At 49.0% G+C, this 17,091-nt stretch carries 13 protein-coding genes; 3 read left to right on the top strand and 10 right to left on the bottom strand.

What is annotated here, in order from left to right; all coding sequences use genetic code 11:
- Positions 1–82 precede the first annotated feature (82 nt).
- Positions 83–1,102 carry a hypothetical protein gene (locus tag KRX19_10765; GenBank protein MBV7435504.1) on the top strand — a complete coding sequence of 340 codons (1,020 nt, stop codon included), beginning with the start codon at positions 83–85 and terminating at the stop codon, positions 1,100–1,102.
- A 26-nt stretch (positions 1,103–1,128) separates the two neighbouring features.
- Here KRX19_10765 and KRX19_10760 read toward each other — a convergent pair whose 3' ends face one another.
- Positions 1,129–1,971, bottom strand: a complete 843-nt coding sequence (locus KRX19_10760; GenBank protein MBV7435503.1) for a GIY-YIG nuclease family protein — start codon at positions 1,969–1,971, stop codon at positions 1,129–1,131.
- Between the two features lie 100 nt (positions 1,972–2,071).
- Positions 2,072–2,905 carry an FTR1 family protein gene (locus KRX19_10755; GenBank protein MBV7435502.1) on the bottom strand — a complete coding sequence of 278 codons (834 nt, stop codon included), beginning with the start codon at positions 2,903–2,905 and terminating at the stop codon, positions 2,072–2,074.
- Between the two features lie 308 nt (positions 2,906–3,213).
- Between KRX19_10755 and ppc the strand changes: the two genes are divergently transcribed.
- Complete coding sequence (gene ppc / locus KRX19_10750; GenBank protein MBV7435501.1) at positions 3,214–5,994, top strand: phosphoenolpyruvate carboxylase; 2,781 nt, start codon at positions 3,214–3,216, stop codon at positions 5,992–5,994.
- Positions 5,995–6,161: 167 nt separating this feature from the next.
- On the opposite strand, the gene KRX19_10745 is transcribed toward ppc, so the two are convergent.
- The 6 genes from KRX19_10745 to KRX19_10720 all read right to left on the bottom strand — a co-directional run bounded on the left by KRX19_10745 (position 6,162) and on the right by KRX19_10720 (position 13,078).
- Positions 6,162–7,394 carry a dicarboxylate/amino acid:cation symporter gene (locus tag KRX19_10745; protein MBV7435500.1) on the bottom strand — a complete coding sequence of 411 codons (1,233 nt, stop codon included), beginning with the start codon at positions 7,392–7,394 and terminating at the stop codon, positions 6,162–6,164.
- Between the two features lie 233 nt (positions 7,395–7,627).
- Positions 7,628–8,578, bottom strand: a complete 951-nt coding sequence (locus KRX19_10740; protein MBV7435499.1) for an AEC family transporter — start codon at positions 8,576–8,578, stop codon at positions 7,628–7,630.
- A gap of 7 nt (positions 8,579–8,585) precedes the next feature.
- Positions 8,586–9,575, bottom strand: coding sequence for a YeiH family protein (locus KRX19_10735; protein ID MBV7435498.1), 990 nt, complete (start codon positions 9,573–9,575; stop codon positions 8,586–8,588).
- Positions 9,576–9,656: 81 nt separating this feature from the next.
- Positions 9,657–10,829 (bottom strand): glycine betaine/L-proline ABC transporter ATP-binding protein, encoded by a 1,173-nt coding sequence (locus tag KRX19_10730; protein ID MBV7435497.1) that lies wholly within the window; start codon positions 10,827–10,829, stop codon positions 9,657–9,659.
- A 1-nt stretch (position 10,830) separates the two neighbouring features.
- Positions 10,831–11,703 carry a proline/glycine betaine ABC transporter permease gene (locus KRX19_10725; GenBank protein MBV7435496.1) on the bottom strand — a complete coding sequence of 291 codons (873 nt, stop codon included), beginning with the start codon at positions 11,701–11,703 and terminating at the stop codon, positions 10,831–10,833.
- A gap of 346 nt (positions 11,704–12,049) precedes the next feature.
- The gene (locus KRX19_10720) at positions 12,050–13,078 is read right to left on the bottom strand and encodes an ABC transporter substrate-binding protein (protein ID MBV7435495.1); all 1,029 of its coding nucleotides are present in this window, start codon (positions 13,076–13,078) and stop codon (positions 12,050–12,052) included.
- A gap of 278 nt (positions 13,079–13,356) precedes the next feature.
- On the opposite strand from KRX19_10720, the gene KRX19_10715 reads away from it, so the two are divergent.
- Positions 13,357–14,157: a Cof-type HAD-IIB family hydrolase gene (locus tag KRX19_10715; protein ID MBV7435494.1), complete on the top strand. Its 801-nt coding sequence runs from the start codon at positions 13,357–13,359 to the stop codon at positions 14,155–14,157.
- Positions 14,158–14,309: 152 nt separating this feature from the next.
- Here KRX19_10715 and KRX19_10710 read toward each other — a convergent pair whose 3' ends face one another.
- On the bottom strand, positions 14,310–15,263 hold the full coding sequence (locus KRX19_10710; GenBank protein ID MBV7435493.1) for a TAXI family TRAP transporter solute-binding subunit: 954 nt from the start codon (positions 15,261–15,263) through the stop codon (positions 14,310–14,312).
- A 175-nt stretch (positions 15,264–15,438) separates the two neighbouring features.
- The gene (gene groL / locus KRX19_10705) at positions 15,439–17,079 is read right to left on the bottom strand and encodes a chaperonin GroEL (protein ID MBV7435492.1); all 1,641 of its coding nucleotides are present in this window, start codon (positions 17,077–17,079) and stop codon (positions 15,439–15,441) included.
- Between the last annotated feature and the right edge of the window lie 12 nt (positions 17,080–17,091).

The following is a 17,091-nucleotide window of genomic DNA, read 5'->3' as shown; positions in this document are numbered from 1 at the left end:
ACAAAAATGATTTTTAATCTTCAGGTGATGACTTATAATATTACCCCTTATTAACAAACACTTCGCCAACTCGAGAATCAATATGAAAAAATTGCTCATTATCGCCGCACTGATTGGTCTCGCCGCACTGGCTTTATTCATCAAAGATCCCAACCAACAACAAGGTGAAGCACTAGCGTCCATTTACGACAATATCATTCAAAAAAATGCCGATAATGCCGTTGCCGTCTGCCAGGACATGGAAACTCAAATCCAACAAGCCACGCCAGGCAAGCGCAGCAAAGCCATTGACGATGCATTTAAGAATCTCGTAACCGGCTGGGCAGCCGTACAATCTACTTACATCGCCGGAGATTTGGACGAAGCTGCCATCGACTACCCACAATATTACATAGACACTTTCCACGTCGGGAAAGGCGATTTCAACAAGAAAATGGAAAGAATTTTACGCAGTAGTAGTGATCCAAAAACGGCATTATTCAGCAATCAATCAAAGACCATCAACGCATTGCAAATCGTCCTTTATCAAAACGACGAGCTTAACGCGCGCCAGCTAGCACTCTCTCCCGTTATCATCAGCCACATCTGTGACGGACTGAATAAAATTGATGACACCTACAAAACACACCGGGAAGACTTTATCAACGAGCCAAGCAAAGCGCTCTCCCTACTTGCCAACGCACTCGCCAGCCAGACCTTCAAAACCAAAGACTGGCGCATTGGCGACCCAGCTGGCCTAACCAAAAAATACGCAGGACGCCCAGATCCAAGCCGCGCTGAATACCACCTCAGTGGCTTAAGCCTAACCGCCATTGGCGCTATTTTTGAGACGCAGAACCAACTGATTGGTGAGCAGGAATACCCGAACTTCCGTCAGCTCGCAGCATTCTATGACGCCGAAAAGCAACTCACCGCTAGCCAACAACTGCTCACACAAGCGCAGCAGCAAACCATCAAACTCAATAAACCTGGCTTTGACTTTAATACTGAAGCAACCAGACCACTTTACGACACCACCAATGACCTGCAAACCAGCTACTACAGCAACCTTATTCAAGCATTGCCGGTCATGGCAAAAATCCTCGAAGCCGATGGGGATTAACTGCTAGCTTATAAAAGATGACTGGCTCAGTAGCCCTGATCACGGACAAACTGAGCCAGCTCAGCCACAGCATTGTAGTTATGTGATTTTGCGTAAACACTGAAGCTATTTCTAGCTTGCATGGTAAATAGCCCATCGTGCCAATAGGCAAGAAGTGCCCTACGGACACCAGTCAGATTTAGAAAAGCTTGGGCATCATTAAAATCTCCTTCAAATCTCACCGATACAGCTCGCATTAAAGCAGACCGATAGTGGCTATTAACAATAAACCCTTGATGTTTTTCAACCCATTCAAGAACCTCAGGAAAGTCCATAATCAATTTATCCATAACCACAAAGTGCTCCATGGATTTATCGCGCCGACCCAAAGTAGTAAAAGCCACCTCATGCGAACCTATATTAATCGTGAAATAACGACCTCCCTCCGTAGAAGGATACAAACACAGTGTCCACGCACCTTGATAACTTAACCAATTTGTCAAACCAGAAAGGACAAATAGCCTGGATAGATAATGGAGAAAATCCACATCATTGAACAACCTTTCTATTTTTGGCTTTGCAACCACAACTTCATCATCAATTTGATATAAAGCTTCTCGTACTCGCTTAAGAGACACTCGAAATAATTCTCTTTGGCCGACAATATCCCGGTCTTGCAACTCTCGAAATGCGTAATGTAAGAAGTACTCAACTTTCCGCCAATCAAGGACCTCTCTAAAATCCACCAACTGCCAAGGTCCTAGGCTTTTATACGGTTCTGATTGGTTAACTTCCTTCAGCCTTTTGGCAGGTGGATAAATGCTACCGCCAATTTTTACGCTCTCACAATGATCAGAAGCCAATACATAAACATATCCCTTCTCAGCCATTTTCTCCTTACCAATACTTTTCTTGACCATCTACTTTGAATTTTTCATAAAAAAGGCCACCCTAGGGTGGCCTTAAACATAGATCTAAAAATATCTATAATCAAGATTGCGCAACCGCTGCGGGTGGCTTCTGACTACTATTACGCAAGAACAAGAACATCACCGGAATCAAGTAAGCAAAATACAGCACAACATCACTTACCGTCGGATGATCCTTGTAACCAAATACACCGCTAATCAACGCACCAAATGCACTGTTTTCGCTAAGCACATGCGACCAGTCAAACAATACTTCCTGTCCAATATTCCACAGTCCAGCGGTATGCAAGCCACGGAATGCGCCAGCAAATAAGCCTGCGGCAACGAAAATCAGGAAAATACCCGTCCAGCGGAAAAACTTCGCCAAATTGATGCGCACGCCACCTTCATAAATCAACCAACCGATGACAATCGCCACCGCCAACCCGAGCACCGCGCCAAGTGGCATATTAGAAGAGTAGCCCTGCTGGAAGATAGCGAGCAGGAAGAATACCGTCTCGATGCCTTCACGTGCTACGGCGAGAAATGCCATGCCAACCAATGCCCAGCCGTAGCCCTTACTGTGGTTAAGTGCTGCCTCAACTGAATCCTGCAGCTGCTTTTTCATCGATCTTGCAGCTTTTTTCATCCACAAGATCATATAGGTCAGCATCCCGACCGCAAATAAAGCAATACATCCGGCAACCAGCCCTTGCTGCTGCTTTGGCATTTCACCGGTTCCCTTATAAATCACCCAGCCAAACAGCGCACACAGCACTACTGCCAAAACGACGCCAATCCATACCTTGGCGATCATCTGCGGATGCCCGCTCTGCTTTAAAAAGCTCGCTACAATGCCAACGATCAGCGCCGCTTCGACGCCCTCACGCAGCATAATTAAAAAAGTCACTAACATAATTACGTCTCCCGATCATCTGATCGCATTAAAAACCAAGCATTAACAGTCAAATGACTGCTACATGAACTGGAAGTAATTATAGAGTTAACATGTTACAAACACAAATGATTATTAAATATAACAACTTCATGAATTTAATTGATATTTGATCAACTCTCCCCAGTTTCTCGGCCATTCACGTCCAGTAGATAAAAATACCTTTACCACATCGAATCATTGCGCTGATAGCAGCTAAATCCATTCAATTACAGCCTTGCTTGCGCTATGATGCTTGGTTGAATTTCTTTCCTTTCAGGAGAACCTTAATGAGTGACCAAGCCCAAAACCTGCGCGACCGCATCCGTTTACTCGGCGAACTGCTCGGCGATGCAATTACCCGCCAAGCTGGCAAAGAAACGCTCGATACCATTGAGTATCTGCGCAAGGGCTTTATCGAAGAGCGCATGCAACCCAACCCTGAACGCCGGGCACAGCTTAACCAAGCCATTGCCGAGCTCGATAACGACACCATTAAGCACATCATTCGCGGCTTCAGTACTTATTTTTCTCTCGCCAACCTCGCCGAAGAGGACCAACAGCACCAAGCGCGCGTCGTCATGCGCCAAAACAGTGACCAATATTGGGAAGGTTCATTTCGCGATACCTTTGCGCAGTGTAAGAACAACAATATCAGCAACGAGCAAATCCGCACCCTGATCGATCAGCTGCGCTTTATTCCTGTATTCACTGCGCACCCTACCGAAGCGCGCCGCCGCACTACCATGAACCTGCTGCAAAGCATCTATCAAGACAACGATGCTCTGACCGATAAAGCAAACGACAGTGCAGCATACAAACAAGCATTTGATGAAACCGCCAGTGCCATTGACATGTTATGGTCATCCGATGAAGTTCGCACCCGCAAGCCGCTGGTCTACGATGAAATCAACAACGGCCTGCACTACTTCAAAACCAGCTTATTCGATGCTATCCCACAAATTTACCGCAATTTCCAACGCGCCCGCGACACCTACTACCCCGATATTTCTAGTGACGGCGTACCGGCATTTTTACGCTTTGGTTCATGGATTGGTGGCGACCGTGACGGCAACCCATTCGTCACTCACGAAACCACCATTCAAGCTGTGCACATGCACGTCCACACCATACTCAGCGAATACAAAAAGCGCCTCAAAGCACTACGCCAAAAGCTCGTCTATAGCGACACACTGATCAACATCGACCCAGCGGTGCGCAATCGCGTCAATGACTATGGCGAGCTTGACCGCGAGTATTACGATTACAACCCTGACGACTACAACAACGAACCCTATCGTCGCCTACTTGGATTGATGGGCAGCAAAATCAGCTATACCCTCAAGCATATCCGCAATAACGGCAAACACGATCGTGCTGCCCTACTTGCTTACCACAACCCTGATGAACTACTCGCTGACCTACGCCTAATCCGCAGCGCACTTGCCGAGCACGATCCCAAGCAAGCAGATGGCGACATTCTTGACCTTATCCGCCTGGTCAAAACCTGTGGTTTCCACCTCGCGGCACTCGATATTCGTCAGGAATCCGCGCACCACAGCAAAGTTATCGCCGATATCTTTGCGCACTGCCCGAACTTACCAGACTACGAAAGCCTCAGCGAAGAACAGCGCCTTGAAGAGCTGAGCAAACTCATTGCCCAACCCGGCGCACCACTGCTCTACGCCGAACATCTCAGCGAAGATACTCAAGAGCAACTCGCACTCATGCGCACCATTGCCACCATGCGAGCATTGGTTGGCAAGCGAACCTTCGGCAGCTACATCATCTCGATGACCAACCGCGCCAGCCACATCCTCGAAGCACTTTTCCTGATGCGTTTCGCTGGCCTTTCTGGCCACGACGAACAAGGCAAACCTTTTGCTGCGCTACCAATCGCACCGCTGTTCGAAACTATCGAGGATCTCAAGAACATCGATAATATCTTACCTGTTCTGTTTGACAACGCAGGCTACCGCGAACTGTTGCACCAGCAAGGTAACATTCAGGAAATCATGCTCGGTTACTCGGATTCATCCAAAGACGGCGGCATCCTCACCTCCGCATGGCAGCTTTACCGCGCCCAGCAAAACATCACCGAAATAGCCACTCGCCACAAACTTAAAACCCGCCTCTTCCACGGGCGTGGCGGCTCAGTCAGTCGCGGTGGCGGCTCGACTCACAAAGCCATCGCAGCGCAACCTCCGGGTACGTTACAAGGGCAAATCAAATTCACCGAACAAGGTGAAGTGCTTTATGCCAAATACGCCAACCCCGAAACTGCCGTATTCGAGCTCACCATGGGCATCACCGGTGCACTCAAAGCCAGCGCTACTCAATTTGCCACAACCCCTGCGGCACTGCCCGAGTACGAAAAACTCATGGAACGCCTCGCCAACACCGGCGAAGAAGCCTACCGCCAACTCACCGACCACACAGAAGGTTTCTATGACTTCTTTGCCGCAGCCACACCAGTCAAGGAAATCAGCCTGCTCAATATTGGCTCACGACCTGCACACCGCAAAAAAGGCAACCCAACCAAGCAAACCATCCGCGCCATTCCGTGGGTATTTGGCTGGTCGCTCGCACGCTTTATGATGCCCGCATGGTACGGCGTTGGTAGTGCCCTCAATTCGGTCAGTGAGGACGAACGCCCACTGCTCAAGGACATGCTTGCCAACTGGCCATTCTTTGAAGCCTTTATCAGCAACATAGAGATGGCATTTACCAAAGCCGAGCTGCCAATCGCGCACGACTACAGCCAGCTCTGCCACGATGAAGCCCTGCGCAGCACTGTCATGAACGCTATCGACGGCGAATACAGCAAAACCCTCGACGGCCTTAACCAGCTACTCGAGCAAGACAGCCTGCTCGCGCACCAACCCGAACTCGCAGCCTCATTGCGCTGGCGTGATCCATATCTCGACCCGATCAACCTCATCCAAATTGAGCTGCTCAAGCGTCTGCGCCGGGCACAAGACAACGGCGATGAACACGCCGAAGTCGCCATTCACGACCCGCTGGTACGCTCAATTAACGCCCTTGCAGCAGGATTGCGCAACACCGGCTAATTAACTCGCCACGTTTATAGCGTAATAAAAAAGCAGGTGCTCAACGCACCTGCTTTTTTATTTATTCATCAGCTGAAACCAATGATAGAAGATTATTGATAAAGCAGTTACAGAATATAACGCATTGTTTTAGCGTTACATGACAATTCCAAAACTACTTTTCAGGCTTAAACAGCTTGTGTATTTTCAACCTCATTTTCACGGCGACCAATGATCAGCGCTACCATGCAATCTCCAAGTACATTGACGCTGGTACGCGCCATGTCAAGGATACGGTCAATACCTGCAACCATGGCCAATCCGTCCAAAGGCAGCCCTGCACTACTGAGTACCATTGACAACATAATCAACCCGGCCCCCGGAACACCAGCTGTACCAATAGAAGCCAAAGTACAGGTAAAGATAATCGTGACATATTGCGCCATACTGAGATCAATACCATATGCCTGAGCAATGAACACTGCGCAAACACCTTGATAGATAGCTGTACCATCCATATTAATCGTCGCACCAAGTGGCAAAACAAAGTTGGCGATGCGCTTTGAAACACCCAGCTTATCTGTCACCGCAGCAATTGATAACGGCAACGTACCAGAGCTACTGGTCGAGACAAATGCAAAACTAAAGGGCTCAATCATATCTTTGAGAAAACGCACCGGAGACAAACGCCCCAACAATTTGACGCCACCACTGATAACGATCAAAACGTGAACAATACAGGCGATATATACAGCAATAATCACCTTGAGCAGTGGCAGCAATACGCTGAGGCCAAACTTACCTGCAACCCATGCCATCAATGCAAACACACCAATAGGCGCAACTTTCATGACGATATGGGTCAAGGTATACATAACTTCAGCACCGGCATTGAAAAAGCCACGCAAAGGCTCAGCCTTTTCACCTGTGATATTAATCGCAATGCCAAACATCACGGCAAAGAAAATCACTTGCAAAATACTGCCGCTGGAAAGCGCACTAATCGGATTAGCAGGCACAATACCAACCAAAGTATTCATAAAGTTGCCGAGTAACGTCCCTGGCTGCTCGCCATCATGCGAACCAATTTCCGGGATTGGAATGGAAAGCCCATCTCCAGGTGAAAGCAAATTGGCAATAAGTAAGCCAATAGTGATGGCAAAGGCTGTAGTGACTAGATATAAAGTGAACGTTGCCCCGCCGATACGCCCAATCCGCTTGACGTCATTGCCCATACTGATGATCCCAACCACCAGAGAAAAGAAAATAAGCGGAATAACGAGCATTTTGATCAGATTAATAAACAGCGTGCCAATAGGTTTAAGAATCTCGTCTGTTAGAACACCTTGCCCTGCGATACTACCGACGATAACGCCAAGAATCAGACCAATCAGAATCTGCTGCCAAAGTTTGATCTTCATACAATATTTCTCCCTGGTGAATGATGGTGCATTTGCAACCTAACGATCAAAAGCCTTCTTTGCTCTTGCTTCAAAGAAAGAAGCGCAGCAAACATTAGCATTTCGTTAAATTAAATGTAGCATAAAGAGTAGTCACGAAACAATTCAGAGTCAGAATTCATTTCAAGCAAGCTCGAGCGAAGGAGAAAATCACATTCATCGCACGTGCTATAAAGCCATGATCGCTGTTCTAGTTACATCCAGCCAAGCATATGCAATACCGCCATGGTCGGTGCAAGCAGAAGTAACGCGCCGGCTGTGGTGATGGCGATGATATTCGCCGCCATCACATCATTGCCGCCCATCGCCTTTGCCATGACATAACCGGCAGTTGCCGCAGGCGCAGCCCCCATCAAGAACAAAATTCCTAAATCTTGACCGCGCACACCGAGCAGCAGACCAATGCCGACAAACAGCAATGGCGAGATAATCATCCGCCCGATGCTCGCCAACCACGCCAACTTATCGGCACCGAGTACACCACGCAGGTCAAACGTCGCGCCAGTACACAGCAGCGCCAGTGGCAAAGTCATGCGCGTGAAATAATCACCAAAGCGCAGCACCACTTCCGGCAGGTGAATACCAATGCCCTTGACGATCAACGCCAGTGTGATGGCGACCATCAGTGGATTGCGCAAAAATCTGCCACCCCACTGCCTCAAACTTGGTCGTGCATCATCATCTTGCAGCAAGCACAGCACCGCCAAAATATTGAGCAAAAAAGCAATTGATCCGCCGACTACTGCACCGATACCCGCGCCATCATTACCATAAACAGCTGTCGCCAGTGCCAGCCCAACGATGATCAAATTGCCGCGAAATACGCCTTGAATAAATACACTACGATCCGCACTGCGCACAATATGGCGCTTACCCCACCAGCTTGCACCAAAATAAAGCAACAATACCGCGATATAACCAGCAGCTATCGCACGCCATTGGGTGGAGATTTCTACTTCATTATTGAGTACGCTGAAAAACAGTAGCGCGGGCAAAGCATAACGAAATAGCAGCAAATTCAGCCCCGTCACTAATGATGGTGGCATTTCATCACGACGCCTAAACCACCAACCAAGCAAGATCAACGCAAAAATTGGCGCAATGATACTGACTGAAAAGCCCAAAGCACGGATGAACTCGCTCATTTCTGGCTCACACAAACAGCCACGTCAAGACTCCGCCACCGATGACGAGCCACGCAAACAAACACGATGCTAACGCAAATGGCGCAGCACCAACCGTTGCCATTTCTTTGAAGCGCGTGGTGAGCCCCAGCGCAGCCATCGCCATGGTGAGGAGCAAGGTATCAATCCACACCAATGCGCCGACCAGTGCCTCGGGCAAAACATGCAGGGAATTGACGCCAATCATCACAATGAACCACAGTGCAAACCACGGCACTTGGATACGCGCTTTTTCCTTAGCGCCACCATTGGACTTAGCAATCATCCATGAGAGGAACAGTAAAAACGGAGCAAGCAACATAACGCGAGCCATTTTGGTCAGTACTGCTGTATCTGCTACTTCAGGTGAGATCACTCCGCCCGCAGCAACCACTTGCGCCACTTCATGCACTGACGCACCGATATAGACCCCGAATACATCCGCTGAAAACGGCAATACACCGAGCGAATACAACAATGGATAAAGCAGCATCGCAATCGTGCCGAACAGTACCACTGTAGCGACTGCTACCGATACTTTATACGCTGGTGACTTGAGTACCGGCTCGACCGCCAGCACAGCTGCCGCACCACAAATTGCCGAACCTGCGCCGATCAATGCAGAAGTATCCCGATCCAGCCCGAAAAAGCGCCGCCCTAGCCATAGGGCCAGCATAAACGTCGCAAAGACCATCACAATATCAAGCAGTAACACTGCCCAGCCCAAATGGGCAACTTGAGCAAAAGTAAGGCGAAAGCCGTACAGCACGATCGCCGTACGCAGAATACGCTTCTTGGCAAATTCCACTCCGCTACTACACGGTGCAGCGTAGCGTGGGTATAGTGTATTGCCCAAAATCATGCCCAGTACAATTGCCACCAGCAGCGGGCTTAGCGAATGCCCAATCAGCTTTGCAGCCACCATGGACAGCGCAGCCATCACCGTAACGATCACTAAACCCGGAACCATTTTCTGCATGATCTTCTCCAAAGCGAAAAGTGCATTCTATAAGAATTACACTCATCCATCAGAGATAAAAGCTGCTATACGGACTGTGTATCAGGAGCGGTTAATTAATGTTGCCACTTCCTGCGGATCGACAACGCCACTCAAGCGGCCATCCTCATCAACCACCGGCACCGGAAACTGATTGCCAACAGCCATCGGCAATAGCTCTTCAATACTGTTATGGCCGCGTACACTGGCTGGCTTGGTCGCTATTTCAGCCAAGCTGGCTGTACTGCCAAGCTCTATTGCAGTTTCAAGCTGCTTCTCTGTAATCAGCCCCTGCCAATTTTCACCACGCTTGACCCATGCCCAGCGCAAACCACGCTCGCGAATTTTTTGCAGCGCCTCTACTACAGGCATTTCATCAATATAAATTCTTGGGCTACGCATCACAGCTTCGACATTAAGCACACTGGCACGATTCACATCTTTGACGAATTCACGAATGTGCTCATTAGCCGGATTAAGCAAAATATCTTCGGGTGTACCAACTTGCTCGACCTGGCCATCGCGCAAAATGGCAATCCGAGAGCCAATACGCAATGCTTCAGCGAGATCGTGAGTAATAAAGACGATGGTTTTATGCAGCTGCTCCTGCAACTCCAGTAGCTGCTCCTGCATCTGCGAACGAATTAACGGATCAAGCGCTGAAAAAGCTTCATCCATGAGCAAAATATCACTATCCGAAGCGAGTGCTCGCGCTAGCCCAACGCGCTGCTGCTGACCGCCAGAAAGCTGCGACGGATACTGCCCTTCAAATCCTGCCAAGCCGACCAGCTCCAGCCACTTTTTAGCATTCTCTTGTGCTTCAGCTTTACTCTCACCACGAACTTTGCGCCCATAAGCAACATTATCAAGTACACTGCGGTGCGGCATCAGCCCAAAATGCTGGAAAACCATGCTCATGGTGCGGCGGCGAAATTCGCGCAACTTGGCCTTATTCATCGCTGTGACGTCTTCACCATCAACAATAATCTGCCCAGCCGTCGGCTCAATCAAGCGGTTAAAATGGCGAATCAGTGTGGATTTCCCTGAGCCAGATAAGCCCATAATGACGAATATCTCACCAGCTTCAATACTCAAATTAATATCGAAAAGCCCCAAGGCGTGACTGTGCTGAGCCATCAGCTCTTGCTTGCCAACCCCATTTTCTACTTTCTTTAATGCCTGCTGAGGGTTGGCGCCAAATATTTTGGATACGTGTTTGACTTCAATCTTGCTCATCTCATTGCCCCTTGCTGACTTGATGGTGTGCTTGTGCCCGAGTGCCGGCTGCTTGCGTGATACGGTCAAAGACAATCGCCAAAATCACGATGGCAATACCGCCAATCAAGCCCTGCCCTGCATCATTACGCTGCAAACCAAGCAAGACCGTCTCGCCCAATCCGCGTGCACCGATCATCGATGCGACCACAACCATTGCCAGCGCCATCATCATCGTCTGGTTAATACCCTGCATGATCGACGGCATAGCCAGCGGGAACTGCACACCTGAAAGCACTTGCCAGCGCGTCGCGCCAAAAGCTCGGCTCGCTTCAACAACTTCCTTATCTACACCACGGATGCCAAGATCAACCAAGCGAATCAGCGGCGGTGTCGCATAAATCACCGTAGCGAGAATGGCTGGCATTTTTCCCAACCCAAACAACATCGCAGCCGGAATGAGATACACAAAGCTCGGGATTGTCTGCATCAGATCAAGTACCGGCGCCATCACCGAGCGAAACCCATTACTGCGTGCCGCAAGAATACCCAGCGGCAAGCCAAAGCCGATCGAGATCAGCATCGACACCAGCATAATGGCAATAGTTTGCAAAGCCTGATCCCATAGGCCAAGACACCCGATGAGATACATACCCACACCAACACCGATACTCAGCAGCCAACGCCTGCTCGCGACAAAAGCCAGCGCCATAATGATTGCAATAAGTGCGGGGGCCGGCACCCAGCGTAGCCCCTTTTCAATGGCAATCAGAATAGTGATGAAAAAGCCGGAAAATTGCTCAAATCCATCAGCGTAATTAATCACCAAATAGCGGATAGCATCATTGACGTTATCGCGGATAGCGTCGCCGATGTTAAAAAAGAAATCGTTCATGGTCACTCCGTAAGTGTGCTGGTGAATACCCTATAAAACCACAATACTGCGGAGAAAAAGCCAAAGTGAGGCTTAGTCTTAAGCACACAAGATGGTCTCTTATCTTTTATAAGGTTGCGGTTATATCGTTACGGCACAAAGTTGTCACAGCGCACTCATGCAATGCACACGCTTATGCAAAACTATAAATAGCCGAATTTACAATATAAATATCAAGTCAATACGCCGTAACACAGCACAGAAAAATCATACTAAAAGGCTGGCAAGCGATAACCAGCCAACCCTGAGTGGCAGGCTTACGCCATACATGACGCAAGCCCAACCGTTATTCACTCAAACAAAATCATCAGTTCAAAGTATTCTGAACACGCTCAGCCACCTCTACAGGTACCCATTGCGTCCATACATCAGGGTATTGAGTCAGGAAACGCTTGGCAATGTCCTCACCGCGCGTATCGTTTTCCTGCATATCGGCCAGTGCTTCAGAAACGATCTGGCTATTGGTGTGGTAATTGGAGAGGAACTCCGTCAATTGCGGGGCTTTATCCGTAAAGCGAGAGTTGACGCCGATTGCCAGCTGCGTATCAGGATAGGCAGTTGCCTCACTGACGCTGGCAAGATCGCCATCATCAGCCGTAGCCGCAATGACCTTATCCCACACGGCTTCATCATAAGCCGGCTCTTCAATGCGCACCAACTGATCACCAAACTTGCCCATCAGCCATGATGGCGTCCAGTAATAGAATAAAATCGGTTTTTTGCGCAGTAATGCTGATTCCACAGCTGAGGAAACCGCATTGCCTGACCCCGGGCGGAAATTGACGAAATCTTCATCCATGCCATAAGCATGCAGCTTGGCTGTATTGATTTTTTCACACGACCAACCGAGTACACAGTTATAGAAGCGCCCCTTCTCAGGCTCTTCCTGATCAGCAAATAACTTGGCGTACTGGGGCAGATCAGCCACGCTCTTCAAATCTGGCGCTACGGCATCGTCACCCTCAACCATATAGCGCGGTACAAAAAATGCCTGCACTGCATCATCTACATTAACCCCAACTTCTTTCACCACGCCTTGATCCACTGCGTCGTGCCACATCTGATCCACAGCCTGCGTCCAAATTTCCATTGCCACATCGACGTTGCCGCGGAACATACCATTGAATAAAGGAATCGTTGAACCCGGGATTTCATCCGTATCGCAGCCGTAACCTTCTTCAATGATATAGCGTGCAACGCTGTTGTGAAAAGCAATAGAGTCCCAGTCAAACCCTGCGAAAACCACGGGTTTATTTACTTCACACTGGGCATCATCTGCATAAGCCTGAGCACAAGCAGCTGCACCCAACACTAAAGAAAGTAGCATTTTTTTCATGGAATCACCCTATTTAATGGTCAAAAATTCATCAATCCTTACTGTAACACATAAAATAAAATCAACAAGCTAAGATATCTTTTTTATCTCAATTAAAATACTAATTTTGATTGGTAAATAAAAACAATGTACCGTTATAACGCCTATTTATCCATCATTGAATTTACGCTGGTGCTTTGCCATACTGCTCTGCTACTGCTGTTATGGCATAAAACAGAAAACGCCATAACCAAGCAACTCAACCGGATTACTCCTTCATTTTCCAATCGAGCACATCTATGCCAACACAAGCCAATATACGTATTGTTTTTTTTGATATTGACGGCACCTTATACCGCAAGGAAACCGATACTTTGCCAAGCAGTGTCGCCACTGCCATCCGTGAATTAAAAAAGCGCGGCATCATTCCCGCTATAGCTACAGGGCGCACACTCGCCGCCCTGCCGGATAAAATCCGCAACCTGATTGATGCCGAAGGTATTGAGCTGTTTGTCACCATCAACGGTCAATACAATCAATATCAAGGTAAAGCACTAACGGACCACCCAATTGACCTGCAAGACCTCAACGCCGTCATCGCCAAGCTCGATGAAGCGGGGATAGCTTATGGGCTCATTGCCAACGAGCATATGGCTGTATCAGCGGACACGCCTGTGGTTCGCCGTGCTTTAGCAACCATTGGCAGATATGAAATAATCCCTGACTACCACCACAGCAACCCCGTCTATCAAATGCTGATATTCTGCGAAGCAGATGCCGAACAGCAGATACGCGACAATATGCTGCCAGCAAACTATCAAACCATTCGCTGGCATAAAGAAGGTATGGATATGTTGCCAGCTGACGGCAGCAAAATTCGCGGCATCGAAGCGGTATGTGATGCACTCAACATTGATATGGCAAACGTCATGGCCTTTGGCGATGGGCTTAACGATGTCGAAATGCTGCAAGGTGTTGGCATCGGCGTCGCGATGGGTGATGGTCACGAAAAAGCCCGCAACGCCGCGAAAGACAGCACTGGCCCACTGGAAGAAAACGGCATCCTCAATGCCTTGCGCCGCTACGGCCTCGCTGATTAATACAACTTCATTTCACAAAATCGGCCACTGAGATAAGTAAATATAGATTCAAGAACAATATCTTGCTCTATATGTCGTCGCCTTTCTCCTACACCAATAAAAAGCCGGACGCATATTCTGCATCCGGCTCATCAAGCTCGTGAACTTGGTAGTTATTCAATCCAGCCCTGCTCGCGGTAGTAGCGCTCAGCACCGGGATGGAATGGGATTGTCACGCCCTTTTCCAGCATATCCTGTGGGGTCAAATTAGCGAACGCAGGATGGAGCTTTTTAAAGCGGTCGAAGTTTTCAAATACCGCTTTGACCGTTTGGTAAATGGCTTCATCCGGCACATCAGTCGAGCTGACCAATGTCGCATACACGGCAAACGTCGGCACATCATCCGGCATGCCGCCATAGAGACCACCCGGGACGCTTGCTTTGGCATAGTAGGGATGCTTTTCGAGCAAGCTGTCTACGTATTCGCCAGTAACAGGCACGATTTGTGGCTGACAAGCCGCTACTGCTGATTCGACTGTTGCACTTGGGTGGCCGGCGTTGTAGAAGAATGCATCAATGTTATTGTCACAAAGCGCGTCCGCCACTTCCGAACCTTTCAGTTCCGATGCCAGTGAAAAATCATCGGTCGTCCAGCCTTTCTCAGCCATCAAAAGATCAGCTGTTGCACGCGTGCCAGAGCCAGGCTCTGCAACGTTGACGCGCTTACCTGCTAAATCATCAAAATGCTCAATACCGGCATCATTGCGCGCAATCACTGAGAACAATTCAGGATAGACGGAAAAGACCACGCGCAATTTGTCATTTTTTGCATCAGCAAACTCGCTGCTGCCGTTATAAGCATGATATTGCCAATCAGACTGCGCCATACCGAGCTGATTTTCCCCGGCTTCAATGCTGCGTAAATTGGCAATAGAGCCGGCCGAAGTTGACGGGCTACATTTCACGCCTGTCTTGGCGGTGTTGCGGTTAACCAGCTTACATACGCTTTGCCCCACCACGTAATAGACGCCACTTTGGCCACCAGTGCCAAAATTCAGGTAAGTCTCTGCGGCTTGTGCTGTGGTCATCGCACTTGTCATTAAGAGAGCCAATAGTGTTTTTTTCATGGTTGAGGTCTATCCCTTTCTCGTTAGTAATAGATCTTGATTATAGTTAATGAATAACAAAAAGCAAAGCAGATTAGGCCATAATAAAAAAGCCGGTACGCTTACGCGTACCGGCTTTGATCAGACGTTACCGGCGAACCGGTAAGTATGAGCTACGGGTGATTAGCCAAAAGGCTTACATCATGCCCATGCCGCCCATACCGCCCATGCCACCCATATCAGGTGCAGCAGGCTCTTCCTTAGGAATTTCAGCAACCATTGCTTCAGTGGTGATCATCAGGCCAGCAACAGAAGCGGCATTTTGCAATGCGCTACGGGTTACTTTAGTTGGGTCGATGATACCAGCTTCAACCATGTCGACGTATTCGCCGGTTGCAGCATTGAAGCCTTCGTTGCCTGAAGAAGCCTTGACCTTGTCAACAACAACCGCAGCTTCACCGCCAGCATTCTGAACGATGGTGCGCAGTGGGTATTCCATGGCGCGACGTGCGATGTCAATACCAACTTGCTGGTCGTAGTTGTCGCCCTTGAGGTCTTTGATTGCCATGACCGCACGGATCAATGCAACGCCGCCGCCCGGTACGATACCTTCTTCAACCGCAGCGCGGGTTGCGTGCAGCGCATCTTCAACGCGTGCTTTCTTCTCTTTCATTTCGACTTCAGTCGCAGCGCCAACCTTGATCACAGCAACACCGCCAGCGAGTTTTGCAACGCGCTCTTGCAGTTTTTCTTTGTCGTAGTCAGAAGTAGACTCTTCGATTTGAGTGCGGATGGTTTCAACGCGGCTTTCGATCGCGCCTTTGTCACCAGCGCCATCGATGATGGTAGTGTTTTCTTTACCGATCACAACGCGCTTCGCAGTACCAAGCTGCTCAAGCGTTGTACCTTCCAAAGTCATGCCGACTTCTTCAGAAATCACTTGGCCGCCAGTCAGAATAGCGATGTCTTCGAGCATTGCCTTACGGCGATCGCCGAAGCCAGGTGCCTTAACCGCAGCAACCTTAACGATACCGCGCATGCTGTTGATAACCAAAGTCGCGAGTGCTTCGCCTTCGACGTCTTCAGCAACGATCAACAGTGGCTGGCCAGACTTAGCAACGGCTTCCAGAGTTGGCAGCAAGTCACGGATGTTGGACACTTTCTTGTCGTGCAGCAGGATGTATGGGTTGTCGAGCTCGACGTTCTGGTTCTGCTGGTTGTTGATGAAGTAAGGTGACAGGTAGCCACGGTCAAACTGCATACCTTCAACCACTTCCAGCTGATCTTCCAGGCCTTGACCTTCTTCAACGGTGATGACGCCTTCTTTGCCGACCTTTTCCATCGCTTCAGCAATCTTGTCACCGACAGTGCTGTCAGAGTTGGCTGAAATAGTGCCGACCTGAGCGATGGCTTTGTGGTCTTCGCAAGGCTTGGAAATGTCGTGCAGGGTCTTAACCGCAGCGATAACTGCTTTGTCGATACCGCGCTTGAGGTCCATTGGGTTCATGCCTGCAGCAACAGACTTCAAACCTTCAGTTACGATGGCTTGTGCCAGAACAGTTGCGGTAGTAGTACCGTCACCAGCGATGTCGTTGGTTTGGGAAGCAACTTCCTTAACCATCTGTGCGCCCATGTTCTGGTACTTGTCTTCCAGCTCGATTTCCTTGGCAACAGAAACACCGTCTTTGGTTACAGTCGGTGCGCCAAAAGCCTTGTCCAAAACAACGTTACGGCCTTTAGGACCAAGCGTTACTTTAACTGCATTTGCGAGCACGTTGACGCCCTTGAGCATCTCTTTACGCGCTTCTTCACCAAAACGTACTTCTTTAGCTGACATAGTCAAACTCCT

The sequence above is a fragment of the Cardiobacteriaceae bacterium TAE3-ERU3 genome, from assembly GCA_019218315.1.
Classification (GTDB): domain Bacteria; phylum Pseudomonadota; class Gammaproteobacteria; order Cardiobacteriales; family Cardiobacteriaceae; genus JAHUUI01.
The sequence above is the reverse complement of the archived record's forward strand: the minus strand, read 5'-3'. Positions and strand labels throughout refer to the sequence as shown.